Source organism: Streptomyces sp. MGP-P1 (genome assembly GCF_057766565.1).
This window is the reverse complement of the sequence record NZ_JBYMEM010000004.1, coordinates 114,802-138,967: the sequence shown is the minus strand read 5'-3', so window position 1 is coordinate 138,967 and position 24,166 is coordinate 114,802. Positions and strand designations below refer to the sequence as shown.

At 68.9% G+C, this 24,166-nt stretch carries 18 protein-coding genes, 3 rRNA genes and 1 pseudogene; 2 read left to right on the top strand and 20 right to left on the bottom strand.

Going from position 1 to position 24,166, the window contains the following annotated elements; all coding sequences use genetic code 11:
- Positions 1 to 89: 89 nt before the first annotated feature.
- Complete coding sequence (locus AC3CH1_RS08365) at positions 90 to 1,301, top strand: DUF5667 domain-containing protein (RefSeq protein WP_488462327.1); 1,212 nt, start codon at positions 90 to 92, stop codon at positions 1,299 to 1,301.
- A gap of 110 nt (positions 1,302 to 1,411) precedes the next feature.
- Here AC3CH1_RS08365 and AC3CH1_RS08360 read toward each other — a convergent pair whose 3' ends face one another.
- From AC3CH1_RS08360 to AC3CH1_RS08285, 16 genes and pseudogenes are all read right to left on the bottom strand, one after another.
- Positions 1,412 to 2,482 carry a lysophospholipid acyltransferase family protein gene (locus AC3CH1_RS08360; RefSeq protein ID WP_488462326.1) on the bottom strand — a complete coding sequence of 357 codons (1,071 nt, stop codon included), beginning with the start codon at positions 2,480 to 2,482 and terminating at the stop codon, positions 1,412 to 1,414.
- A gap of 15 nt (positions 2,483 to 2,497) precedes the next feature.
- A complete protein-coding gene (locus AC3CH1_RS08355) occupies positions 2,498 to 3,586 on the bottom strand; it encodes an NAD-dependent epimerase/dehydratase family protein (RefSeq protein ID WP_488462325.1) in 1,089 nt (362 codons plus the stop codon).
- 149 nt (positions 3,587 to 3,735) lie between these two features.
- On the bottom strand, positions 3,736 to 3,834 hold the full coding sequence (locus AC3CH1_RS08350; RefSeq protein ID WP_003948845.1) for a 30S ribosomal protein bS22: 99 nt from the start codon (positions 3,832 to 3,834) through the stop codon (positions 3,736 to 3,738).
- 110 nt (positions 3,835 to 3,944) lie between these two features.
- The gene (locus AC3CH1_RS08345; protein ID WP_215111323.1) at positions 3,945 to 4,157 is read right to left on the bottom strand and encodes a helix-turn-helix domain-containing protein; all 213 of its coding nucleotides are present in this window, start codon (positions 4,155 to 4,157) and stop codon (positions 3,945 to 3,947) included.
- Positions 4,158 to 4,285: 128 nt separating this feature from the next.
- The gene (locus AC3CH1_RS08340; protein WP_488462324.1) at positions 4,286 to 5,101 is read right to left on the bottom strand and encodes a phosphatase; all 816 of its coding nucleotides are present in this window, start codon (positions 5,099 to 5,101) and stop codon (positions 4,286 to 4,288) included.
- A 100-nt stretch (positions 5,102 to 5,201) separates the two neighbouring features.
- Positions 5,202 to 6,374: an acetoin utilization protein AcuC gene (locus AC3CH1_RS08335; RefSeq protein ID WP_488462323.1), complete on the bottom strand. Its 1,173-nt coding sequence runs from the start codon at positions 6,372 to 6,374 to the stop codon at positions 5,202 to 5,204.
- Positions 6,343 to 6,663: pseudogene (locus AC3CH1_RS08330) on the bottom strand (MFS transporter); the annotation flags it as partial. The gene AC3CH1_RS08335 and the pseudogene AC3CH1_RS08330, both read right to left, overlap by 32 nt.
- 26 nt (positions 6,664 to 6,689) lie before the next feature.
- Complete coding sequence (locus AC3CH1_RS08325; RefSeq protein ID WP_488462322.1) at positions 6,690 to 7,334, bottom strand: HAD family hydrolase; 645 nt, start codon at positions 7,332 to 7,334, stop codon at positions 6,690 to 6,692.
- A 71-nt stretch (positions 7,335 to 7,405) separates the two neighbouring features.
- Positions 7,406 to 7,522, bottom strand: a 5S ribosomal RNA gene (gene rrf / locus AC3CH1_RS08320).
- A gap of 79 nt (positions 7,523 to 7,601) precedes the next feature.
- Positions 7,602 to 10,727 (bottom strand): 23S ribosomal RNA (locus AC3CH1_RS08315).
- Positions 10,728 to 11,032: 305 nt separating this feature from the next.
- Positions 11,033 to 12,558 (bottom strand): 16S ribosomal RNA (locus AC3CH1_RS08310).
- The 16S, 23S and 5S rRNA genes sit together here, the layout of an rRNA operon.
- A gap of 751 nt (positions 12,559 to 13,309) precedes the next feature.
- Complete coding sequence (proC, locus tag AC3CH1_RS08305; RefSeq protein WP_050356729.1) at positions 13,310 to 14,119, bottom strand: pyrroline-5-carboxylate reductase; 810 nt, start codon at positions 14,117 to 14,119, stop codon at positions 13,310 to 13,312.
- A 96-nt stretch (positions 14,120 to 14,215) separates the two neighbouring features.
- Entirely contained in the window at positions 14,216 to 15,001 is a 786-nt protein-coding gene (locus AC3CH1_RS08300; protein ID WP_488462321.1) for an ABC transporter permease, read from the bottom strand.
- Positions 14,998 to 15,834 carry an ABC transporter ATP-binding protein gene (locus AC3CH1_RS08295; protein WP_488462320.1) on the bottom strand — a complete coding sequence of 279 codons (837 nt, stop codon included), beginning with the start codon at positions 15,832 to 15,834 and terminating at the stop codon, positions 14,998 to 15,000. Before AC3CH1_RS08295 ends, AC3CH1_RS08300 begins: the two co-directional genes overlap by 4 nt.
- Positions 15,835 to 16,009: 175 nt before the next feature.
- Positions 16,010 to 16,540 (bottom strand): hypothetical protein, encoded by a 531-nt coding sequence (locus AC3CH1_RS08290; protein ID WP_488462319.1) that lies wholly within the window; start codon positions 16,538 to 16,540, stop codon positions 16,010 to 16,012.
- A gap of 43 nt (positions 16,541 to 16,583) precedes the next feature.
- Positions 16,584 to 16,940, bottom strand: coding sequence for an SH3 domain-containing protein (locus tag AC3CH1_RS08285; protein WP_488462318.1), 357 nt, complete (start codon positions 16,938 to 16,940; stop codon positions 16,584 to 16,586).
- A gap of 133 nt (positions 16,941 to 17,073) precedes the next feature.
- On the opposite strand from AC3CH1_RS08285, the gene AC3CH1_RS08280 reads away from it, so the two are divergent.
- Positions 17,074 to 19,248, top strand: coding sequence for a protein kinase domain-containing protein (locus AC3CH1_RS08280; RefSeq protein WP_488462462.1), 2,175 nt, complete (start codon positions 17,074 to 17,076; stop codon positions 19,246 to 19,248).
- Positions 19,249 to 19,464: 216 nt separating this feature from the next.
- Here the strand turns inward: AC3CH1_RS08280 and ilvD are convergent, their stop codons facing one another.
- The 4 genes from ilvD to AC3CH1_RS08260 form a co-directional block, all read right to left on the bottom strand.
- Positions 19,465 to 21,315 carry a dihydroxy-acid dehydratase gene (gene ilvD / locus AC3CH1_RS08275; protein WP_488462317.1) on the bottom strand — a complete coding sequence of 617 codons (1,851 nt, stop codon included), beginning with the start codon at positions 21,313 to 21,315 and terminating at the stop codon, positions 19,465 to 19,467.
- Between the two features lie 145 nt (positions 21,316 to 21,460).
- Positions 21,461 to 22,087 carry a TetR/AcrR family transcriptional regulator gene (locus AC3CH1_RS08270; RefSeq protein WP_488462461.1) on the bottom strand — a complete coding sequence of 209 codons (627 nt, stop codon included), beginning with the start codon at positions 22,085 to 22,087 and terminating at the stop codon, positions 21,461 to 21,463.
- 50 nt (positions 22,088 to 22,137) lie between these two features.
- Positions 22,138 to 22,971 (bottom strand): sugar phosphate isomerase/epimerase family protein, encoded by an 834-nt coding sequence (locus AC3CH1_RS08265; protein WP_488462460.1) that lies wholly within the window; start codon positions 22,969 to 22,971, stop codon positions 22,138 to 22,140.
- A gap of 242 nt (positions 22,972 to 23,213) precedes the next feature.
- Positions 23,214 to 24,164 carry a Ppx/GppA family phosphatase gene (locus AC3CH1_RS08260; RefSeq protein WP_488462316.1) on the bottom strand — a complete coding sequence of 317 codons (951 nt, stop codon included), beginning with the start codon at positions 24,162 to 24,164 and terminating at the stop codon, positions 23,214 to 23,216.
- Between the last annotated feature and the right edge of the window lie 2 nt (positions 24,165 to 24,166).

The window sequence follows — 24,166 nt, the reverse complement described above, 5'->3', positions numbered from 1 at the left end:
ACTCACTCCATCGAGTGGAAACGCTCAAGGTGCGCAACCTTCCGGACCGCCAGGGGAGTCGACCGTCATGACGAGAGGAGGTGCCGCCAGTGATCGCAAACGTTTCGGCACACCGGCGGGCGAACGCCTTCGCCCAGGCCCTGGAAGACCAGACCCCCCAGGGTGCGGCGGCCGTACAGCCCGCGGAACCGGCCGACCAGGCCGACCGCGAACCGCTGTTGGCCCTGGCGAACGGCCTCGGTGAGCTACCGAAGCCGCAGTTGGACCCCGAGGTCAAAATGGTGCAGCGAGCCCAGCTCGTCGCGGCCATGGAGACCATGTTCGCCGAGGGCGGCGCGTCCACGGGCCCTACGGTGCCCGTGCAACGGGGCAAGGGGGCCCACCGGGCCTCACCACTGCGGAAACTGCGACCCCGCTCACGCTGGGCGAAGGGGCTCACTGCCGGCGGGCTCACCGTCGGCGTGGCCGCGGGAGCGTTCGGCGGCGTGGCCGCCGCCAGCTCCGACGCCCTCCCCGGTGATTCGCTCTACGGACTCAAACGCGGGATGGAGGACATCAGCCTCGGCATGGCCAAGGGCGACGCCGACCGCGGCGAGGCCTACCTCGACCAGGCCTCCACCCGGCTCAGCGAGGCCCGCAGACTCATGGAGCGCGGCCGGTCCGGCGCCCTCGACCACGAATCCCTCGGCGCCGTCAGACGCGCGCTCAACGGCATGTCCCACGACGCCTCCGAGGGCCACCGACTGCTCCACTCCGCCTACCAGCGCGACGGAGCGATCGGCCCGATCCAGACCCTGGACACCTTCTCCCGCTCGCACCGCGACGCCTGGAGCAGCCTCCGCGACCGGCTGCCCGTCCAGCTCACCGACGTCCGCGACGAGGTCAGCTCCGTCTTCGACGCCATGGAGGACGAAGTCGCACCGCTCCAGTCCCTCCTCCCCCGCCCCCCGGGCCCGGACAAGGGCACCGGACGCTCCGACGCCACCACCCCGGACACCGGTTCGCCCCGGACCGACGCCCCCGCACCCCCCGCCGCCCCCGAGAAGCCCGGGGACCGCACCGACGGCGGACCCACCCCCGAGCCCTCCGGCCCGCCGGACTCCGCCGACGCCACCCCGGAGGACGGCCTGCTGGACGGCGGTACGGACGGCCTGCTGGACGAACTCCCGACGGACGGCCTCACCCGGCCCTCCCCCGAAGGCCGGCCCAGCGCGCCCGCCGCCCCGGACGTCACCCTGCCCCCGCTCCTCCCGGGGCTCCTCCCCGGCCTCGGCATCGACGGCGAGAACCTCAAGCCGTAGAACGCCGCAGCACGAAGAGCCCCGCGCACACGAAAGAAGGGGGCCGGTACGCGGATCGCGTACCGGCCCCCTTCCCGTCCCGGCCTGCTCAGCAGGTCAGAAGAACCAGGTCAGAAGAACACCGACCGCCGCTGCACCAACAGCTTGTACAGCGTGTGCTGGATCTGCTCACGCACCTGGTCCGTCAGGTTGAACATCAGCATCGGGTCCTCCGCCGCCTCCGGTGGATACCCGTCCGTCGGAATCGGCTCACCGAACTGGATCGTCCACTTCGTCGGCAGCGGCAGCGCACCCAACGGCCCCAGCCACGGGAACGTCGGCGTGATCGGGAAGTACGGGATGCCCAGCAGCCGGGCCAGCGTCTTCGCGTTCCCGATCATCGGGTAGATCTCCTCCGCGCCCACGATCGAACACGGCACGATCGGCGCCCCCGCCCGCAGCGCCGTCGACACGAACCCGCCCCGGCCGAAGCGCTGCAGCTTGTACCGCTCGCCGAACGGCTTGCCGATGCCCTTGAACCCCTCCGGCATCACCCCGACGATCTCGCCCATCTCCAGCAGCCGCTGCGCGTCCTCCGCACACGCCAGCGTGTGCCCCGCCTTGCGCGCCAACTCGTTGACGACCGGCAGATGGAAGACCAGATCGGCCGCGAGCAGCCGCAGATGACGGTCCGCCGGATGGTTGTCGTGCACCGCGACCTGGAGCATCAGCCCGTCCAGCGGCAGCGTCCCGGAGTGGTTGGCCACGATGAGCGCCCCGCCGTCCGACGGAATGTTCTCGATGCCCTTCACCTCGACCCGGAAGTACTTGTCGGCCAGCGGCCGCAGCACCGACATCAGGACCTGGTCGGTGAGCTCCTCGTCGTAACCGAACTCGTCGACGTCGTAATCACCGGTGACCCGCCGCCGCAGGAACGCGAGCCCGCCCGCGATCCGCCGCTCCCAGCCGCCGGAGGAACCGTCCACCGCGTCCCGCGGCTCCCGGCCCCCCTCCCCCGCCTCCGGGGGCAGCCCGGAGGGCTCGGGGACCTGCGCCCCCGGCAGCGCGCTCACCGGAGCCGCGGAACCGTCGCCCCGACCGCTGCCGGGACCGCCCGCCCCGGTCCGGCGCCGCGTCGGACGCGACGCGCCACCGGACCGCGAACGGTCGTCGTCGAACGGAATGACCTTGGCGTCCGCCATCGTCGGTGCGCTCCTCTACCTGGCGCCGTGATTCGTCTGTACCGCACCGGCCCCGCGCTCCCGCGGCCCGGCGCCGCCCGGGAGCGGCAACCCCGCCAGCCGGTCCACCGCCCTGCCCACCGTCTCCGGGGGCAGCAGCCCCGGACCCCGGCTCCGCGCGAACTCCGCGAACGTCTCCGCCGTGGTGAACCTCGGCCGGAAACCGAGGGTCTCGCGCATCTGCACCGTCGAGACCACCCTGCCATGAGTCAGCAGCCGGATCTGTTCCGGCGAGAAGTCGGTCATGCCGATCGTACGGAGCGCCGCGCCGACCCACGTGACGGCGGGCAGCAGCACCGGCACCGTCGGCTTCCCCAGCCGCCGCGAGCACTGGGACAGCAGCAGCACCCCGGCGCCGGCGATGTTGAACGTGCCGCTGTTCAGCGTCCCGCGCCGGGGCTCGCTCGCCGCGATCCCCAGGACGTCGATCACATCGTCCTCGTGCACGAACTGGAGCCGGGGGTCGTAGCCGAAGACGGTCGGCAGAACGGGCAGCGACAGATAGTCCGCGAGCGGCGAGTCCGGCCGGGGCCCCAGGATGTTGGCGAACCGCAGCACGCACACCGCCACGTCCGGCCGACGGCGGGCGAAGCCCCGGACATACCCCTCGACCTCCACCGCGTCCTTCGCGAAGCCGCCGCTGGGCAGCGACTTGGGCGGCGTGGTCTCGGTGAACACGGCGGGATCGCGGGACGCCGACCCGTACACGCTCGTACTGGACTTCACCACGAGCCGCCGCACCGTCGGGGACTTCTGGCAGGCGCCGAGCAGCTGCATGGTGCCGATGACGTTGGTCTCCTTGATCGCCGTCCGGCCGCCGGCGCCGAGCGCCTTGCCGGAGACGTCCAGGTGCACGACCGTGTCGACGGCGTGCTCGGCCAGGATCCGCGCCAGGGCGGACTGCCGGATGTCCGCGCGCACGAACTCCGCGTCGCCCAGCCCATGGTCGGGCGCGACCGCGTCGACGGCGATCACCCGGTCCACCCCGGGCTCGCCCTGGACGCGCCGGACGAAGCGGCCCCCCAGCTGCCGGGCCGCTCCTGTGACGAGCACGACCTTGCCCAAGACCCGGCTCCCCTGCTTCCCGCGGTAACTTCCCTGGCCGTCACCGTAGCGGGTGGACGCCGCCCTGTGACGCCCCCGTGCTCCGAAACGCACCGCAGCCCCTCCGCCGGAAGGGCGGAGGGGCTGCGGATCTCACGAACTGCGTTCGCTTACTTCTTGTTGCGACGCTGAACGCGCGTGCGCTTGAGCAGCTTGCGGTGCTTCTTCTTGGCCATCCGCTTGCGCCGCTTCTTGATAACAGAGCCCACGACTACCCTCGCTCACTTCATTTTCACTGGTGCGGGGCGTCTGGGCCCACACGACCTACGTCGGCCTAGCCTACCCGCCACCGTCCGAGGGACGTAATCCGCAGGCAACCTCAGGCTGATTCCACCCCCACGAAGGACTCGCGGAGATACGTGTGAACCGCTTGCTCCGGTACCCGGAAGGACCTGCCCACCCGGATCGCCGGCAGATGACCACTGTGCACCAAGCGGTACACGGTCATCTTCGACACTCGCATGACCGACGCGACTTCCGCCACGGTCAGAAACTTGACCTCGTTGAGAGGCCTCTCGCTGCCAGCAGCCATGACCCACCTGTACCTTCCGCACCGGACGCGCACCGGCTTCCCCTCCGGTGACTCTTCGTCGCTGTGCGCTCACTCCACAGATTAGGGGCGCGTGGTGCGAGTGGGGAAGAGGAGAGACAGCCGCCGGCCTACGGTGACAGACGGGCCCGATCGAGCACATAGCGCGTCAACGGCCGGTAGAACGGGGCCCGTACGCCGTCGTCGAGCGGAACGACGACGGACACCCGCCCCTCGGCCTCCCCCACGAACAGCGCCGGATCATCCGTGTCCGCCGGCCCGATCGCCTCGATCCCCAGCTGACCTGCACCGCAGACCCAGCCGTGATCCCCGATCACCAACTCCGGCAGCACCCCGAGCCGCTCCGCCGCGTCCTGGAGCGCGAGCCGCACCGGAAGCGGTGAATGCGTGTGCGCGCCGGTCTCACCCCCCGTGGGCCGCCCCCCCGGTTCGCGCACCAGGGCGACACCCCGTACGTAGTCGATGCTGTACGCGCGTACGCCGAACCGGGTCGTTATGTCGACACATCTCCCCTGCGCGGGGGTGAGAACAGGACAGCCCGCCGCCGACAGAGCGTCTGCCAGTCCGGCGTAGAAACCGAGCAGCCGGTGCGGATGACCGGTCCCCAGCAGCACCGGAGCCCGACGCTCCGCCACCAGCGCCAACCGCTCGGCGAACGCGTCCAGCGCGGCCACCGTCCGCTCCGGATCGATCGCGTCGGGACCGCTCACATGCGTGGGATCCGCCGAGACCCCGCACCGGTCCGCCATCAGCCGCAACAGCTCGCCCTCGCCCCAGGCCCGCTCGGGCGCGAGCCCCAGCATCACCCGCGGATCCCGCGCGGCGAACAGCCGGTAGCTGCGCAGACTGGTCTCGCGCGGGGTGGCCACGGGCCCGGCCAGCCGGGCCGCCAGCAGATGGGCGCGCAGCGCCCCGGTGCTCAACACCCCAGGGATGCTGCCGTACCGCGCGACCCGGCGGGCGGGAATCCCGTTACGCCCCACCGTTGGCGTAACGCACGGCACAATGCCCCGCGCCGCCCGGACCTCAGGTCAGCAGCCCCCGCAGCGGGAACGCCGCCTTCCGGGACGCCAGCACCGCCTGGTCCAGCCGGTCCGCCGGGTCGTACCCGTCCTCCCAGGCCTTCCACGACGGCGTACGCCCGTCGGTCATCCGGCCCGGCCCCAACTGCCGCGTACGGGCGTAGACGAGATCCCGCCAGGACGGCGGCACCACCGACTCCGGGTCGACGGGGGCGTGCGCCGCGATCCCGACGAGATGCGTCCACGACCGGGGCACCACGTCCACCACCGCGTACCCGCCGCCGCCGAGCGCCACCCAGCGCCCACCTTCCGCGTACCGGTGGGCCAGCTCGTGGCAGGACTCCATGACCGACCGCTGCGCGTCCAGGGAGACCGCGAGGTGGGCCAGCGGGTCCTCGAAGTGCGTGTCGGCCCCGTGCTGGGTGACGAGCACCTGGGGCCGGAAGTCGGCCAAGAGCTCGGGCACCACCGCGTGGAACGCCCGCAGCCATCCCGCGTCCCCGGTCCCGGCCGGCAGCGCCACGTTGACCGCGGAGCCCTCCCCCGCCCCGGACCCGGTCTCCTCCGGCCACCCGGTCTGCGGAAAGAGGGTCCTCGGGTGCTCGTGCAGCGAGATCGTCAGGACGCGCGGATCCTCCCAGAACGCGGCCTGCACCCCGTCCCCGTGGTGGACGTCCACATCGACGTACGCGATCCGCTCGGCACCCAGCTCCAGCAGCCGGGCGATGGCGAGGGCGGGGTCGTTGTAGACGCAGAACCCGGCGGCCGATCCCGGCATGGCGTGGTGCAGCCCTCCGGTGAAGTTCACCGCGTGCTCGCACTCACCCCGCCACACGGCCTCGGCGGCGCCCACCGAAAGCCCCGCGATCAGCGCGGACGCCTCGTGCATCCCGGCGAACGCCGGATCGTCCACGGTCCCGAGCCCGTAGTCCTGGTCGGCCGCCCGCGGATCCGCGGAGGCGGCACGCACCGCCGCCACGTAGTCCTGCCGGTGCACGAGCCGCAGGGTGGAGTCCCCCACGGGCTTCGCGGACCGCAGATCCACCGCCCCGTCGAGCCCGAACGCCCGCACCAGCCCCATCGTCAGGGCCAGCCGGACCGGGTCCATGGGGTGCGTCTCCCCGAAGTCGTATCCCGTAACTGCGTCATCCCACATCAGCTGTGTGCGGCCGCTCATGCCCGCCACCGTATCGGGCGGGCTCCGGCCCGAACGCGCGGGCATACACGAGCGTCGCCGGCACCAGACCCATCGGTACGAGCATGGCACCGCGATAACTCCACGCATCCCTCAGAGCGCCCACGAGCGGCGAACCGACCAGAAACCCCGCATAGTTGAAGATGCTCGACCGGGCCACGGCCGCGTCGCTGTTCCCCGGGACCATCCGCCCGGCCGCCGCGAAGGTCCCCGGCACGATCACGCCGAGCCCGAACCCGAGCATCGTGAACCCGGGCATCCCCACCCGGGCCCGGGCTCCAGGCAGGGGTAGACGGATCAGGCGAGCAGTTCGGGGAGCTGAGCCATATCGGAGAAGTGTCCGGTCACTCCGGTGAGCCGGTCCGCGGGCATCATCGACGTGAACCCGTAGACGTCCATCCCCGCGGCGCGGGCCGCCTCGACCCCGAGCGGGCTGTCCTCGATGACGACGCACCTCTCCGGAGCGACCCCCATCCGCTCGGCGGCGTACAGGAACAGGTCCGGCGCCGGCTTGCCCCGCCCGACATCCTCCGAACTGAAGATCCACTCCTCCTCGAACCACTGGTCGATGCCCGTCCTGCGGTGCCCGACCCGGATCCGCTCGTGGCTCCCGGAAGAGGCGACGCAGTAGTCCACCCCGTCCGCGACGAGCTTCCCGAGCAGCTCTTCGGCCCCGTCGACGGCCACGAGCTCGCGCTGGAAAGCGGCGAACGTACGGGTGTTGAGCGTGGAGTCGAAGTCCTCGGGCAGCTTCTGCCCGGTCCGCTCCTGGACGAGATCGTGGACCCGGTGCACGGCGGACCCCATGTAGTCACGGAGCGACTCGTCGTACGAGGTGGGGTGACCGAGCTCGGTGAGGTAGCCGGAGAGGACGGTGTTGGCGAGCGGCTCACTGTCGACGAGCACACCATCGTTGTCGAAGATGACCAGTTCGTAGCGCATGGTTCGACCCTAGACGTTCAGAACGCAGAAAAGCCCCGTGCCACAAGGCACGGGGCTTTCCCGGAAAAATTGTTCGGCGGCGTCCTACTCTCCCACAGGGTCCCCCCTGCAGTACCATCGGCGCTGAAAGGCTTAGCTTCCGGGTTCGGAATGTAACCGGGCGTTTCCCTAACGCAATGACCACCGAAACACTATGAAATTAACCAACACCGGATGAAAACACGGCTGTTCGTTATTTCAGAACTAACACAGTGGACGCGAGCAACTGAGGACAAGCCCTCGGCCTATTAGTACCAGTCAGCTCCACCCGTTGCCGGGCTTCCACATCTGGCCTATCAACCCAGTCGTCTACTGGGAGCCTTAACCCTTCAAGAGGGTGGGAATACTCATCTCGAAGCAGGCTTCCCGCTTAGATGCTTTCAGCGGTTATCCTTTCCGAACGTAGCCAACCAGCCATGCCCTTGGCAGGACAACTGGCACACCAGAGGTTCGTCCGTCCCGGTCCTCTCGTACTAGGGACAGCCCTTCTCAATATTCCTGCGCGCGCAGCGGATAGGGACCGAACTGTCTCACGACGTTCTAAACCCAGCTCGCGTACCGCTTTAATGGGCGAACAGCCCAACCCTTGGGACCGACTCCAGCCCCAGGATGCGACGAGCCGACATCGAGGTGCCAAACCATCCCGTCGATATGGACTCTTGGGGAAGATCAGCCTGTTATCCCCGGGGTACCTTTTATCCGTTGAGCGACAGCGCTTCCACAAGCCACTGCCGGATCACTAGTCCCGACTTTCGTCCCTGCTCGACCCGTCGGTCTCACAGTCAAGCTCCCTTGTGCACTTACACTCAACACCTGATTGCCAACCAGGCTGAGGGAACCTTTGGGCGCCTCCGTTACTCTTTAGGAGGCAACCGCCCCAGTTAAACTACCCATCAGACACTGTCCCTGATCCGGATCACGGACCCAGGTTAGACATCCAGCACGACCAGAGTGGTATTTCAACGACGACTCCACAACCACTGGCGTGGCCGCTTCAAAGTCTCCCACCTATCCTACACAAGCCGAACCGAACACCAATATCAAACTATAGTAAAGGTCCCGGGGTCTTTCCGTCCTGCTGCGCGAAACGAGCATCTTTACTCGTAGTGCAATTTCACCGGGCCTATGGTTGAGACAGTCGAGAAGTCGTTACGCCATTCGTGCAGGTCGGAACTTACCCGACAAGGAATTTCGCTACCTTAGGATGGTTATAGTTACCACCGCCGTTTACTGGCGCTTAAGTTCTCAGCTTCGCCACCCCGAAAGGCAGCTAACCGGTCCCCTTAACGTTCCAGCACCGGGCAGGCGTCAGTCCGTATACATCGCCTTACGGCTTCGCACGGACCTGTGTTTTTAGTAAACAGTCGCTTCTCGCTGGTCTCTGCGGCCACCCCCAGCTCAAGCAGCAAGTGCTATCACCAGTGATGGCCCCCCTTCTCCCGAAGTTACGGGGGCATTTTGCCGAGTTCCTTAACCATAGTTCACCCGAACGCCTCGGTATTCTCTACCTGACCACCTGAGTCGGTTTAGGGTACGGGCCGCCATGAAACTCGCTAGAGGCTTTTCTCGACAGCATAGGATCATCCACTTCACCACAATCGGCTCGGCATCAGGTCTCACCCTTATATGTGTGACGGATTTACCTACCACACGGGCTACACCCTTACCCCGGGACAACCACCGCCCGGGCTGGACTACCTTCCTGCGTCACCCCATCGCTTACCTACTACAAGTCTGGTTCATCGGCTCCACCACTACCCTCAACTCCGAAGAGATCGGGCCGGCTTCACGGACTTAGCATCGCCTGATTCAGTACTGGGCGTTTCAAAGCGGGTACCGGAATATCAACCGGTTGTCCATCGACTACGCCTGTCGGCCTCGCCTTAGGTCCCGACTTACCCTGGGCAGATCAGCTTGACCCAGGAACCCTTAGTCAATCGGCGCACACGTTTCTCACGTGTGTATCGCTACTCATGCCTGCATTCTCACTCGTGAACCGTCCACAACTCGCTTCCGCGGCTGCTTCACCCGGCACACGACGCTCCCCTACCCATCCATACGGGCGTTGGCCCTATGTGTATGAATGACACGACTTCGGCGGTACGCTTGAGCCCCGCTACATTGTCGGCGCGGAATCACTTGACCAGTGAGCTATTACGCACTCTTTCAAGGGTGGCTGCTTCTAAGCCAACCTCCTGGTTGTCTCTGCGACTCCACATCCTTTCCCACTTAGCGTACGCTTAGGGGCCTTAGTCGATGCTCTGGGCTGTTTCCCTCTCGACCATGGAGCTTATCCCCCACAGTCTCACTGCCGCGCTCTCACTTACCGGCATTCGGAGTTTGGCTAAGGTCAGTAACCCGGTAGGGCCCATCGCCTATCCAGTGCTCTACCTCCGGCAAGAAACACACGACGCTGCACCTAAATGCATTTCGGGGAGAACCAGCTATCACGGAGTTTGATTGGCCTTTCACCCCTAACCACAGGTCATCCCCCAGGTTTTCAACCCTGGTGGGTTCGGTCCTCCACGAAGTCTTACCTCCGCTTCAACCTGCCCATGGCTAGATCACTCCGCTTCGGGTCTAGAGCGTGCAACTCAATCGCCCTATTCGGACTCGCTTTCGCTACGGCTTCCCCACACGGGTTAACCTCGCTACACACCGCTAACTCGCAGGCTCATTCTTCAAAAGGCACGCAGTCACGACTGCATGTGCAAGCACATACAGCGACGCTCCCACGGCTTGTAGGCACACGGTTTCAGGTACTATTTCACTCCGCTCCCGCGGTACTTTTCACCATTCCCTCACGGTACTATCCGCTATCGGTCACCAGGGAATATTTAGGCTTAGCGGGTGGTCCCGCCAGATTCACACGGGATTTCTCGGGCCCCGTGCTACTTGGGTGTCTCTCAAACGAGCCGTTGATGTTTCAGCTACGGGGGTCTTACCCTCTACGCCGGACCTTTCGCATGTCCTTCGCCTACATCAACGGTTTCTGACTCGTCTCACAGCCGGCAGACTATGAAAGAGAGATCCCACAACCCCGCATGCGCAACCCCTGCCGGGTATCACACGCATACGGTTTGGCCTCATCCAGTTTCGCTCGCCACTACTCCCGGAATCACGGTTGTTTTCTCTTCCTGAGGGTACTGAGATGTTTCACTTCCCCTCGTTCCCTCCACACTGCCTATGTGTTCAGCAGCGGGTGACAGCCCATGACGACTGCCGGGTTTCCCCATTCGGAAACCCCCGGATCAAAGCTTGGTTGACAGCTCCCCGGGGACTATCGTGGCCTCCCACGTCCTTCATCGGTTCCTGGTGCCAAGGCATCCACCGTGCGCCCTTAAAAACTTGGCCACAGATGCTCGCGTCCACTGTGCAGTTCTCAAACAACGACCAGCCACCCATCACCCCACCCATACAGGCGAGTTCACTGGGGCCGGCAACCGAAGGACAGACTCAAACGAGCCCGTACCCTCAGACACCCAACAACGTGCCCGACACAATCAACCCGTTCCCGTTTTCCACGCCGAAGCAGTACTCACGAAACCGTGCTCATCATGCCGAATAGTCAACGTTCCACCCATGAGCAACCAGCACCGAACATTCGCCGGTGTACTGGCCTCTGACCAGACCGAAGCCTGGTAAGAAGTGCTCCTTAGAAAGGAGGTGATCCAGCCGCACCTTCCGGTACGGCTACCTTGTTACGACTTCGTCCCAATCGCCAGTCCCACCTTCGACAGCTCCCTCCCACAAGGGGTTGGGCCACCGGCTTCGGGTGTTACCGACTTTCGTGACGTGACGGGCGGTGTGTACAAGGCCCGGGAACGTATTCACCGCAGCAATGCTGATCTGCGATTACTAGCAACTCCGACTTCATGGGGTCGAGTTGCAGACCCCAATCCGAACTGAGACCGGCTTTTTGAGATTCGCTCCGCCTCGCGGCATCGCAGCTCATTGTACCGGCCATTGTAGCACGTGTGCAGCCCAAGACATAAGGGGCATGATGACTTGACGTCGTCCCCACCTTCCTCCGAGTTGACCCCGGCAGTCTCCTGTGAGTCCCCATCACCCCGAAGGGCATGCTGGCAACACAGAACAAGGGTTGCGCTCGTTGCGGGACTTAACCCAACATCTCACGACACGAGCTGACGACAGCCATGCACCACCTGTATACCGACCACAAGGGGGGCACCATCTCTGATGCTTTCCGGTATATGTCAAGCCTTGGTAAGGTTCTTCGCGTTGCGTCGAATTAAGCCACATGCTCCGCTGCTTGTGCGGGCCCCCGTCAATTCCTTTGAGTTTTAGCCTTGCGGCCGTACTCCCCAGGCGGGGAACTTAATGCGTTAGCTGCGGCACCGACGACGTGGAATGTCGCCAACACCTAGTTCCCAACGTTTACGGCGTGGACTACCAGGGTATCTAATCCTGTTCGCTCCCCACGCTTTCGCTCCTCAGCGTCAGTAATGGCCCAGAGATCCGCCTTCGCCACCGGTGTTCCTCCTGATATCTGCGCATTTCACCGCTACACCAGGAATTCCGATCTCCCCTACCACACTCTAGCTAGCCCGTATCGAATGCAGACCCGGGGTTAAGCCCCGGGCTTTCACATCCGACGTGACAAGCCGCCTACGAGCTCTTTACGCCCAATAATTCCGGACAACGCTTGCGCCCTACGTATTACCGCGGCTGCTGGCACGTAGTTAGCCGGCGCTTCTTCTGCAGGTACCGTCACTTTCGCTTCTTCCCTGCTGAAAGAGGTTTACAACCCGAAGGCCGTCATCCCTCACGCGGCGTCGCTGCATCAGGCTTTCGCCCATTGTGCAATATTCCCCACTGCTGCCTCCCGTAGGAGTCTGGGCCGTGTCTCAGTCCCAGTGTGGCCGGTCGCCCTCTCAGGCCGGCTACCCGTCGTCGCCTTGGTAGGCCATTACCCCACCAACAAGCTGATAGGCCGCGGGCTCATCCTTCACCGCCGGAGCTTTTAACCCCGTCCCATGCGGGACAGAGTGTTATCCGGTATTAGACCCCGTTTCCAGGGCTTGTCCCAGAGTGAAGGGCAGATTGCCCACGTGTTACTCACCCGTTCGCCACTAATCCACCCCGAAAGGCTTCATCGTTCGACTTGCATGTGTTAAGCACGCCGCCAGCGTTCGTCCTGAGCCAGGATCAAACTCTCCGTGAATGTTTACCCGTAATCGGGTGCACACATCACGAGAGCGGAACAACCGGTCGGAATAAGACCCGTTGTTCACTGCGTCCTCGCTGTGTAATTGCCTACCGGCCACCGAAGTAGACCCGTAGGACTTTCAAAGGAACCACCAACCTGCCGAAGCAGGCCGGGGTATCAACATATCTGGCGTTGACTTTTGGCACGCTGTTGAGTTCTCAAGGAACGGACGCTTCCTTCGGTCCCGTTTCACCGGGGCCCTCCGGGCGCTTCCCTTCGTTTACTTCTTTGTCTTGCTGTCCTGCTGTCTTGCGTTTCCGACTCTATCAGACTCTTTCGTGTCCGATTCCCGGTCGAAGCGGGTCTCGCATCTCGCTTTCCAGTTCCTCCGCTTTCGCGTTCTCCCTTTCCGGCGAGTCCGACTCTATCAGATCCTTTCGGGCCTGATTCCCAGTCAGTGGGGCTTGTCCTCCCGGCTGTTGGGCCGTTCCGACGAGTGAGACTTTAGCGGAATCCTGCGCCCCGACGCTAATCGGGGTGCGTTCCTTCGAACGCGGATTCCTCATTTCGCGCAGGCACACGAAAGAGCATGCGACACGAGGTCGCGCGTTCTGTCGTGGTTACTGCGGAATGGCTGTCCGGGGACCGACCGGAGTCGGCGCTCACGTCGGACAACTCGGAGCACACTACGGAGGTGTCCGGAGTGTGTCAACCCCCGGCCGGTGGTGCCGGTGGCCGGGGGTTGACGGTGGGGCTCAGCCGGTCGTCAGCCGTTGCCGGAGGCCAGTTCGCGGCTGCGGTCGCGGGCCGCCTCCAGGGCGGCGATGAGGGCCGCGCGCACTCCGTGGTTCTCCAGCTCGCGGATGGCGCTGATGGTCGTGCCGGCCGGGCTGGTGACGGCTTCACGGAGCTTGACGGGGTGTTCGCCGCTGTCCCGGAGCATGACGGCTGCGCCGATCGCGGCCTGGACGATGAGGTCGTGGGCCTGGGCGCGGGGCAGGCCGAGCAGGATGCCCGCGTCGGTCATGGCCTCGACCAGGAAGTAGAAGTAGGCGGGGCCGGAGCCGGAGAGGGCGGTCGCGGCGTCCTGCTGGGACTCCGGGACGCGCAGGGTCTTGCCGACGCCGCCGAAGATCTCCTCGGCGGTGGCGAGGTGCGCGCCGGTGGCGTGGCTGCCGGCGGAGATGACGGACATGCCCTCGTCGACGAGGACCGGGGTGTTGGGCATGACCCGGACGACCGGGGTGTCCGGGGTGAGCCGGTCCTCGATGAAAGCGGTGGTGATGCCGGCCGCGGCGCTGATGACCAGGCGGTCGGCGGTGACGTGCGGGGCGAGCTCGTCCAGGAGCTTGCCCATGTCCTGCGGCTTGACCGCGAGGATGAGGATGTCTGCGTTCTTCGCAGCCTCCGCGTTGGTGACGGACTCGACCCCGTACCGCGTGTGCAGTTCCTGGGCCCGGTCGCCGCGGCGGGTGGTCACCAGGAGGTCGGCCGGTCGCCAGCCCGCCCGGATCATCCCGCTGAGCAGGGCCTCGCCGATCTTGCCGGTGCCGAGGACTGCGACTGTCTGGGTCATGCGTTCACCCTCCGGGCGGTGCTGGGCTGTGCTCTGGGCTGTGCTCTGTCGTCTGGGGCGGGCCGTCGTCCCGTCGTCATCCTCGCATCGGGGTTCTCACGGCGTACGGCGGCGGAGGGTGATCGCGCCGAGGCAGAGGACCAGGAGGGCGCTTCCGGCGACCACGGCGATGTCGCGGACGAAGTCTCCGGTGATGTCGGGGTGGTGGAGGACCTGGTTCATGCCGTCGACCGCGTACGACATGGGCAGGACGTTCGAGACCGCCTCCAGGGCGGGGTGCATCGCCTCGCGCGGGGTGAACAGGCCGCACAGCAGGAGCTGGGGGAAGATCACCGCCGGCATGAACTGGACCGCCTGGAACTCGGACGCGGCGAACGCGGAGACGAACAGGCCGAGCGCGGTGCCGAGCAGGGCGTCGAGCAGGGCGACCAGGAGGAGCAGCCAGGGTGAGCCGGCGACGTCCAGGCCCAGCAGCCAGATGGAGACGGCCGTGGCGAGCACCGACTGGAGAACCGCGACCGCGCCGAACGCCAGGGCGTAGCCCGCGATGAGGTCGCCCTTGCCCAGGGGGAGGGCGAGAAGGCGCTCCAGGGTGCCCGAGGTGCGTTCGCGCAGGGTGGCGATCGAGGTCACCAGGAACATCGTGATCAGCGGGAAGATGCCGAGGAGTGAGGCCCCGGTCGCGTCGAAGGTCCCGGCCGCGCCGTCGAAGACGTAACGGAGCAGGGTGATCAGCAGGACCGGGACGATCACGAGGAGCGCGATGGTGCGGGGGTCGTGGGTCAGCTGGCGCAGGACGCGGCCCGCGGTGGCTGCCGTGCGGGACGGGGTGAGCGGGCGGGCGGGGGCGCCCTCGGTCGCGGGCGGGGCGGTGGCCGTCATCGGGAGGCCTCCTGGGTGTGGGGCGGGGTGGGTGGCGTGGCCATGTCGGCCGGGTGTTCGTCGACCAGGTGGAGGAACGCTTCCTCGACGGTCTCCGTGCCGGTGCGGCGGCGCAGTGCGTCGGGGGTGTCCTCGGCGAGGATCAGGCCGCCTCGCATCAGGAGGAGGCGGTGGCAGCGCTCGGCCTCGTCCATGACGTGGGAGGAGATGAGGAGCGCGGTGGAGCGGTCGGCGGCCAGGCGGTGGAAGAGGTCCCAGAGGTCGCGGCGGAGTACGGGGTCGAGCCCGACGGTCGGTTCGTCCAGGACCAGCAGCTCCGGGGTGCCGAGGAGGGCGACGGCCAGTGAGACACGGCTGCGCTGGCCGCCGGAGAGCGCCCCGGCGAGGGCGGCGGCGTGGCTGGTGAGGTCGACGTCCTCGATGGTGCGGGTGACGGCGTCGCGGCGGGCGTCCCGGTGGGCGCGGCCGGGGTGCAGGACGGCGGCGAAGTAGTCGAGGTTCTGCCGGACGGTGAGGTCGGTGTAGACGGAGGGCGCCTGGGTGACGTACCCGACGCGGCTGCGCAGTGCGGGGTCGCCGGCGGGGCGGCCGAGGACGTCGAGGGTGCCGGTGGCCCTGGCCTGGGTGCCGACCACGGTGCGCATGAGCGTGGTCTTGCCGCAGCCCGAGGGGCCGAGGAGGCCGGTGATGCTGCCGGGGCGGACGGTGAAGTCGAGGGCGCGCAGGACGGTGCGGTCACCGCGGACGACGGTGAGGCCGCGGGCTTCGATCGCCGGGGGTGGTGGGTGCGTCGGGGGCTCGGTCGGCGTGGCCCCGGGTCCGTAATTCATCATGTGTTGAATTCTTCGTCCGACAGTGCCGCCCGTCAAGAGGTCCCGTCATGGGGTCCGCGATGCAGTCCCCTCACGGGGTCGCGTCCAGCGGTGGGGCGCGGGGCTGAACACGGCAGCCCGCCGACGCGGGGTCGGCGGGCTGCCGCGTCGTCTCTCGGGCGGGTGTGGCCGGCCCTCAGGCGCGCTTGGGGCGCTTGCGGCCGGAGGTCCTGCGGGCCGCCGGGTTGCCGGTCCGGGTCGAGCGGCGCTTCTCGAACTGGACGCGGGCCTTCTCGTACTCGGTGCGGCGCAGCTTCTCGCCCGGGGCCTCGGTGAGCGAGCGGACGAAGTAGGCGAGGAGCGAGCCGATGAAGCCGATCGACTTCAGGCCGCGCAGGGAGTCCTCGCGGCCCGGGTCCTTCGGGCGGGCGCCGAAGCCCTCCCATGTCTTGCGGAACGCGATGGCGCTGCAGACGGAGAACATCCCGATCACCAGCATCCCGACGATGCCCCCGACCTCCGCGATCTCCAGCCCCTCGTAGGCGAAGCGCAGGAGGAAGCAGGCGGCCACGGCGGCGGCCAGCGAGCCGACGGCGACGCCGACGCGCCGGAGGCCGTAACCGCCGTCGTGGTCGACCCAGGTCGTGCCGAAGAAGCGGATGGGCTCGGGCCGCGGGCCCGGGGCCGTGGCGGGCGGGGTGCCGGGGGCTGCGCTGTTCTCGCTCACGAGGTCGATTATCCCCGCAGCCCCCGGGTGCCCGGCGGAGCCGTCAGTCGCAGCGCGGTGCGACGTAGCCGTCACGCCCCGTGTAGACGTAGGCGTCCGCGACGAACTGGCCGTTGGCGATGTTGTCCCAGAGGTTCGACGTGCCGTACGGGCCGGTGACCGTCTCGCCCGGCTTCTGGCAGTAGATCGGGATCTTCTGTCCGTACGGCATGGTCCTGACGATGCGGTAGCTGGTGCCGGGGCCGGTACGGACGTTGACCCGGTAGCCCGGGGCGACCGGGTAGCGGGTGCCGGACGCGGTGGTCTCCACCTTCAGCTCGGCCTCCGCCACGGCCGTCGCCCCTTCCGCCCCGTCCACCTCGTCGCGCGTGGGCTCTGCGGTGTGCTCTCCAACGCCCATATGGGCCTCCCCCGTTGAGATGTCGCGTACGCGAGGCGCGTACGACGCGCAGGCTAGCAAGCCCCGTGCCTCTCCCAGGCACCATCGACTAGGCTCCGTGCGTCGCATGCGCACGAACACACGGGGGTGGACGATGCCGCCGCTGCGAGAGCCCGGAGCGCATCCGGAAGCGGAGTTTCCGAGTTACGCCGGCGTCTACCGTCTGGAGGCCCGTCTCGGCTCGGGCGGCATGGGGGTCGTGCATCTGGCGCGCTCGGCCTCGGGGATGCAGCTCGCGGTGAAGGTGGTGCACGCGCCGTACGCGGCGGATCCCGAGTTCAGGGCGCGGTTCCGGCAGGAAGTGGCGGCCGCGCGGCGGGTGAGCGGGGCGTTCACGGCTCCCGTCGTCGACGCCGATCCGGAGGCCGGGCGGCCCTGGATGGCCACCCTCTACGTTCCCGGGCCCACGCTCGCCGAACAGGTGAGGCGGAGCGGCCCGATGGCCCCCGCCGAGCTGCGCAGGCTGACCGCCGGGCTCGCCGAGGCGCTGCGGGACATCCACCGGGCGGGCGTGATCCACCGCGATCTGAAGCCGAGCAACGTGCTGCTGACCGACGGGGGCCCCAAGGTCATCGACTTCGGGATCTCCCGGCCGTACGACAGTGATCTGCGCACCGAGACGGGCAAGCTGATCGGCTCGCCGCCCTATATGGCTCCCGAGCAGTTCCAGCGGCCGCGCGAGGTCGGGCCGCCGGTCGACGTGTTCGCGCTGGGGGCCGTGATCGTCCACGCGGCGACGGGCCGGGGGCCGTTCGACTCGGACAGCCCGTACATCGTGGCGTACCAGGTGGTGCACGACCAGCCGGACCTGGGCGGAGTGCCGGAGGACCTCGCGCCGCTGGTCGCCCGGTGCCTGGCGAAGGACCCGGCCGACCGGCCCACGCCGGGCGAGGTGATGGAGGCGCTGCTGCCGCCGTCGTACGAGGCCGAGGCGTTCCTACCGTCGCAGCGGCGCCGGGCGGTGGTCGCGGCGGCGGTGCCGGCGGCGCGGGAGCGGGACGGTTCGGAGGCGGACACGCATGTGGGCCCCGCGCCCGTGGTGCGGCCCCGGCGGCTGCCGCGCGTCCGGCTGGTCGTGGCGGCGGCGCTGCTCCTGCTGGTGGCGGGGGCGGGCGCCGGGGCGTACGCCGTGTGGGGCGGCGGTACGGACGCGAGCCGCCCGGAGCCGGAACGCGCGGGGGCCGGAGGGGGGCGGGGCGGGGCCGCCGTCACCCCGTGGCGCACCGCGTTGCGGACCTCCGGCACCGCCACGCCCGCCTGCTCCACCGCCGGGGCGGGGGGAGCGCTGTACTGCTCGGCGGCCGGGGGTGGCACCGCCAGGATCGATCCGGCGGACGGGCGCGTGCTGTGGTCGGCCCGGTCCTCGTCGTCGCGGACGGCCGCCCACGCCCCGGTCGTCTCGGGCGGGGTCGTGCTGTCCGCCGGTCCGGACGGGAAGCTGCGCGCGTTCGACCCGGTGAAGGGCACCGCCGTCCGGGACACCGCCCTGTCCGCGAGTCCAGGTGGCGCGTTCCCGGCGGGCGACACGCTGCTGACCGTCGCGGACGACGGCACGGTGACGGCGCTGGACGGGGCGAGCGGGGCGACCCGCTGGGAGGGGCCGCTGGCGAAGCACAGCCGGCCCGACTTCGCCCTGCACGACGGGGCGTCCGGGCTCGCCTACGCCTTTGAGCAGACGTCCTCCGGCGCGTCGACCCTGGTCACGGCGGTGGACGCCACGTCCGGCCGGGTGTCCTGGCAACGGCGGCTGGACGGGGCCCTCACCCCGGTCGGGACCGCCGGGGCCGGGGAGCTGGTGCTGACGGCGATGGACGAGAACTCGGACACCACGGAGCTGGTGCGGTACGCGCCCGGCACCGGCGGATCGACCCGGGTCCCGCTGCCCTTCACGCTGGACGGGCCGCAGGCGGTCATGGCCGGGGACGTCGCGTACCTGCTGGCGCGGGGCGGGTCGCTGCTGGCCGTCGACACCGCGGCGGGCGGTGCGAAGGCCGAGCTGTGGCGGCTGGAGACGGGGGTCGGGCGGGCTTCCGCTCCGGTGCTCGGGGAGGGCGGCCACCTGTACTTCTCCGCAGCGGACGGGCGGCTGCTGGCCGTCGACACGGACCGGGGTGCGCTGGTGGGGCAGACCCGGGCGCGGCTGAGCGGCGGGAAGCTCGCCTACGCCTCCGCGCTGCCCGCCCCGGTCACGGCAGGGCGGACGGTCGTGGGGACGGCGCCGGACGGGTCGGTCTTCGCGGTGGACGGGGCGGAGCCGGGGGGCTGGTGAGGCCCGGGTCCGTCCTCGGGCTCCTCCCGGGGCTCTGCCCCGGACCCCGCTCCTCAATCGCCGGAGGGGCTTGAATGGGTCGCCCGGAGCCGCTGGGAGAGTCGCCGGAGGGACTGAGAAGGTCGTCCGGAGCCACCGGGCAGGCCGGGATGGTCACCGGAGCCCTCGGAGAGGTGCCCGAAGGCCCCGGGGAGGCCGAGCCCCTGAGCCGGGACGTCAGCCCAGCTTCGAGATGTCCCTGACCGCGCCGCGGTCCGCGCTCGTGGCCATCGCCGCGTAGGCGCGCAGTGCGGCCGAGACCTTGCGCTCGCGGTTCTTCGGCGCGTACACGCCGTTCAGCGCCTCGCGTCGGGTGGCCAGCTCGGCGTCATCGACCAGCAGTTCGATGGAGCGGTTCGGGATGTCGATCCGGATCCGGTCGCCGTCCTCGACGAGCGCGATCGTGCCGCCGGAGGCCGCCTCGGGCGAGGCGTGGCCGATGGAGAGGCCCGACGTGCCGCCGGAGAAGCGGCCGTCGGTGACCAGGGCGCAGACCTTGCCCAGACCTCGGCCCTTGAGGAAGGAGGTGGGGTAGAGCATCTCCTGCATGCCGGGGCCGCCGCGCGGGCCCTCGTACCGGATGACGACGACGTCGCCCGGCTGGATCTCCTTGCGGAGGATCTTGTCGACGGCCTCGTCCTGCGACTCGCAGACGACGGCCGGGCCCTCGAAGGTCCAGATCGACTCGTCGACGCCGGCCGTCTTCACGACACAGCCGTCCACGGCGAGGTTGCCCTTGAGAACGGCGAGGCCGCCGTCCTTGGAGTACGCGTGCTCGACGTCGCGGATGCAGCCGCCCGCCGCGTCCAGGTCGAGGGTGTCCCACCGCTCGGACTGCGAGAAGGCGGTCGCGGAGCGGACGCAGCCGGGGGCGGCGTGCCACAGCTCGATGGCCTCGGGGGACGGGGAGCCGCCGCGGACGTCCCAGTTCTTCAGCCACTCGGCGAGGGTGTCGGAGTGCACCGCGTGCACGTCCTCGTTGAGCAGGCCGCCGCGGTGGAGCTCGCCGATGAGGGCGGGGATACCGCCGGCCCGGTGGACGTCCTCCATGTAGTACGTGCCGCCGGGGGCGACGTTCGGGGCGACCTTGGAGAGGCAGGGGACCCGGCGCGAGACCTCGTTGATGTCGTCGAGGCCGTACGGCAGCTCCGCTTCCTCGGCGGCGGCCAGCAGGTGCAGGATCGTGTTGGTCGAGCCGCCCATGGCGATGTCCAGCGCCATCGCGTTGTCGAACGCGGCGCGGGTGCCGATGGCGCGCGGCAGGACCGTCTCGTCGTCCTGCTCGTAGTAGCGCTTGGTGATCTCGACGACCGTGCGGCCGGCGTCCTCGTACAGCGCCCGGCGGGCGGTGTGCGTGGCGAGGACGGAGCCGTTGCCGGGGAGGGAGAGGCCGAGGACCTCGGTCAGGCAGTTCATCGAGTTGGCGGTGAACATGCCGGAACAGCTGCCGCAGGTGGGGCAGGCGTTCTCCTCGATGCGGAGCATGTCCTCGTCGGAGATGGACTCGTCGACCGCGTCGCTGATCGCGTTGACCAGGTCGAGCTTGCGGACCGTGCCGTCGACCAGGGTGGCCTTGCCGGCCTCCATCGGGCCGCCGGAGACGAAGACGGTCGGGATGTTGAGGCGCATGGCGGCCATCAGCATTCCCGGGGTGATCTTGTCGCAGTTGGAGATGCAGATCAGAGCGTCCGCGCAGTGCGCCTCGACCATGTACTCCACGGAGTCGGCGATCAGGTCGCGGGAGGGCAGGCTGTAGAGCATGCCGCCGTGGCCCATCGCGATGCCGTCGTCCACGGCGATGGTGTTGAACTCGCGCGGGACCGCGCCCGCCGCCAGGATCGCCTCGGAGACGATCCGGCCGACCGGGGCGAGGTGGGTGTGGCCGGGGACGAACTCGGTGAACGAGTTGGCGACCGCGATGATCGGCTTGCCGATGTCCGCGCTCGCTACGCCCGACGCGCGCATAAGGGCGCGCGCGCCCGCCATGTTGCGTCCGTGGGTGACCGTGCGGGACCTCAGCTGCGGCATCGTCGCTCGCTCCTTCGGCAGGGGGACTGCCTCCGACAGTTAAAGAAAAGACTGCGTTCGAGCGTACGCCCCGGATCCAAGATCTGGACAGCCCGTCCGGAATGCGGGACGCGGTGGCCGGTGGACGGTCAGTTCCGGCCGGGGTTCAGCGCTCGCCCAAGTATCGCTGGAGCGTGGGGGCGACCATCGCCACGATGTCCTCGGGATCGGCGGAGGCGAGCGGCTCGGCACGGATCATGTACCGGAGCGTCGCGATGCCGATCATGTGCGAGGCGGCCAGCTCGGCGCGGAACGTCGCGTCCGGAACGTCCAGCTCCGCCGCGATCCGCTCCAGCAACCGCCGCAGGACGAACTCGCGCAGCACCTTCGCCGCCGCCTCGTGGGTCAGCGCGGAGCGCAGGATCGCCAGCAGGGGGGAGCGGGTCGCCGGGTCCTCCCACACGGAGAGGAAGAAACGCGCCAGCCGCTCCCCCAGGCCCTCCGGCGGGCCGCCGAGCACGGTGTGGACGACCAGGGCCGGTTCGAAGGTGACCTCGACGGCGGCGGCGAAGACCTCGTCCTTCGTGCCGAAGTAGTGGTGGACGAGGGCCGCGTCGACCCCCGCGGCCTTGGCGATGCCCCGGATCGACGTCTTGTCGTAGCCCCGCTCGGCGAACTCCGTACGGGCCGCCTCCAGGATGCGCGTACGGGCGTCGGGGCCCTCGGACGCGGCCTTGCGGGAGGGCCGGCCCCGGCGGCGCGGCGCGGGGGCGGCGGGAGCGCCCTCGGTCACGGGCGGCCGGTCGGGCTCCCCGGTCACGGGCGGCCGGTCGGGCTCCTCGGTCACGGGCGGCGGATCCTCGGGGGCGGGCCGTCGGCAGCGGTCGCGGTCGCCAGGTGGAGGCGGGTGAAGGCCAGCGCCTCGGCGAGGTCGGCCTCGCGTTCGGCGGAGGACATCGCGCGGCGGGTGTTGACCTCGATGACGACATGGCCGTCGAAGCCCGTACGGGCGAGGCGCTCCAGCAGCTCCGCGCACGGCTGGTCGCCCCGGCCGGGCACCAGGTGCTCGTCCTTGGCCGAGCCCTTGCCGTCGGCGAGGTGGACGTGGGCGAGGCGGTCGCCCATCCGGTCCACCATGGCGAGCGCCTCGGTGCGGGCGGTCGCGGTGTGCGAGAGGTCGACCGTGAAGTGCCGGTAGTCGTCGTTGGTGACGTCCCAGTCGGGGGCGTACGCGAGCATCTCGCGGTCCCGGTAGCGCCAGGGGTACATGTTCTCGACGGCGAACCGGACGTCCGTCTCCTGAGCCATCCGCCAGATCCCGGTCACGAAGTCCTTGGCGTAGTTGCGCTGCCACCGGAACGGCGGGTGCACCACGACGGTGGAGGCCCCGAGCTTCTCGGCGGCGACCCTGGCCCGCTGGAGCTTGACCCAGGGGTCGGTGGACCAGACGCGCTGGGTGATCAGGAGGCAGGGGGCGTGCACCGCGAGGATCGGGACCCGGTGGTAGTCGGAGAGTCGGCGCAGGGCCTCGATGTCCTGGCTGACGGGGTCGGTCCAGACCATGACCTCGACGCCGTCGTACCCCAGGCGCGCGGCGATCTCGAAGGCCGTCGCGGTGGACTCGGGGTAGACCGAGGCCGTTGACAGGGCGACCTTCGCATCGGGGATGCGCACCACTGGTTCTGCCACCTGGACAGCGTACGGGCACGGGTGCGCCGCGCCGAGGTCCCCTGGCGGAAAGTGATCAGGGCCATGGGTCCGTCACCGTACGTCACGTGATCGGTGCGGCTCGTTCCGTCGTACGTCACCGGAGCGGTGCGGCCCGGAGCCGCCGCCGCAACGGCACCTGAGCGGTGCGGCCCGGAGTCCGCCCCCGCGATGTCAACCGAGTGGTGCGGCCCGGGTCCCGCCGCCGTACGTCAGCCCAGCAGGGCGGCGCGTTCCGCGGGGAGGTGGTCCAGGCGGCGCAGGATGACGCCCTCGCGCAGGGCCCAGGGGCAGATCTCCAGCTCCTCGACGCCGAACAGGTCCATCGCCCCCTCGGCCACCAGGGCCCCGGCGAGCAGCTGGGCGGCCCGGCCCTCGGAGACTCCGGGGAGCCGGCCGCGCTCCTCGACCGTCATCGCCGCCAGCTTGGGCACCCAGTCCTCCAGCGCCTTGCGGCTCAGCGAGCGCTGGACGTACAGGCCCTCCGCGGAGCGGGCGGCGCCGGCTATCCGGGCGAGCTGCTTGAAGGTCTTCGAGGTGGCGACGACGTGGTCGGGGCGGCCGGCCCGGCTGAACTCGCCGACCGTCCGCGCGATGCTGGCCCGTACGTGCCGGCGCAACGCCCTGACCTGCTCGGGGCCGGCGGGGTCGTCCGGCAGCCAGGCGCCGGTGAGGCGGCCCGCGCCGAGCGGCAGCGAGACGGCGGTGTCCGGCTCCTCGTCGATGCCGAAGGCGATCTCCAGGGAGCCGCCGCCGATGTCGAGGACGAGCAGCTTCCCCGCCGACCAGCCGAACCAGCGGCGGGCGGCCAGGAAGGTCAGCCGGGCCTCCTCCTCACCGCTGAGGACCGCGAGGTCGACGCCGGTCTCGACCCGTACGCGCTCCAGGACCACGTCCGCGTTGGTCGCCTCGCGCACCGCGGAGGTGGCGAAGGCGAGCACGTCCTCGCACCCCTTGTCCTCGGCGGCCTGGACCGCGCCGGCGATCGTCGCCACGAGCCGGTCCACGCCGAGGGGGCCGATCGCGCCGCCCTCGTCGAGGAGTTCGGCGAGGCGGAGCTCCGCCTTGTGCGAGTGCGCGGGCAGCGGGCGGGCGCCGGGGTGGGCGTCGACCACCAGCAGATGAACCGTGTTCGATCCCACGTCGAGGACTCCGAGTCTCATAC

What these genes read in the sequence shown, in the direction of transcription:
- AC3CH1_RS08360 (WP_488462326.1), bottom strand. Translation starts at nt 2,482, where the DNA reads ATGGCGGACGCCAAGGTCATTCCGTTCGACGACGACCGTTCGCGGTCC.
- AC3CH1_RS08345 (WP_215111323.1), bottom strand. Translation starts at nt 4,157, where the DNA reads ATGGCTGCTGGCAGCGAGAGGCCTCTCAACGAGGTCAAGTTTCTGACC.
- AC3CH1_RS08335 (WP_488462323.1), bottom strand. Translation starts at nt 6,374, where the DNA reads ATGAGCGGCCGCACACAGCTGATGTGGGATGACGCAGTTACGGGATAC.
- AC3CH1_RS08325 (WP_488462322.1), bottom strand. Translation starts at nt 7,334, where the DNA reads ATGCGCTACGAACTGGTCATCTTCGACAACGATGGTGTGCTCGTCGAC.
- proC (WP_050356729.1), bottom strand. Translation starts at nt 14,119, where the DNA reads ATGACCCAGACAGTCGCAGTCCTCGGCACCGGCAAGATCGGCGAGGCC.
- AC3CH1_RS08300 (WP_488462321.1), bottom strand. Translation starts at nt 15,001, where the DNA reads ATGACGGCCACCGCCCCGCCCGCGACCGAGGGCGCCCCCGCCCGCCCG.
- AC3CH1_RS08295 (WP_488462320.1), bottom strand. Translation starts at nt 15,834, where the DNA reads ATGATGAATTACGGACCCGGGGCCACGCCGACCGAGCCCCCGACGCAC.
- AC3CH1_RS08285 (WP_488462318.1), bottom strand. Translation starts at nt 16,940, where the DNA reads ATGGGCGTTGGAGAGCACACCGCAGAGCCCACGCGCGACGAGGTGGAC.
- AC3CH1_RS08280 (WP_488462462.1), top strand. Translation starts at nt 17,074, where the DNA reads ATGCCGCCGCTGCGAGAGCCCGGAGCGCATCCGGAAGCGGAGTTTCCG.
- ilvD (WP_488462317.1), bottom strand. Translation starts at nt 21,315, where the DNA reads ATGCCGCAGCTGAGGTCCCGCACGGTCACCCACGGACGCAACATGGCG.
- AC3CH1_RS08260 (WP_488462316.1), bottom strand. Translation starts at nt 24,164, where the DNA reads ATGAGACTCGGAGTCCTCGACGTGGGATCGAACACGGTTCATCTGCTG.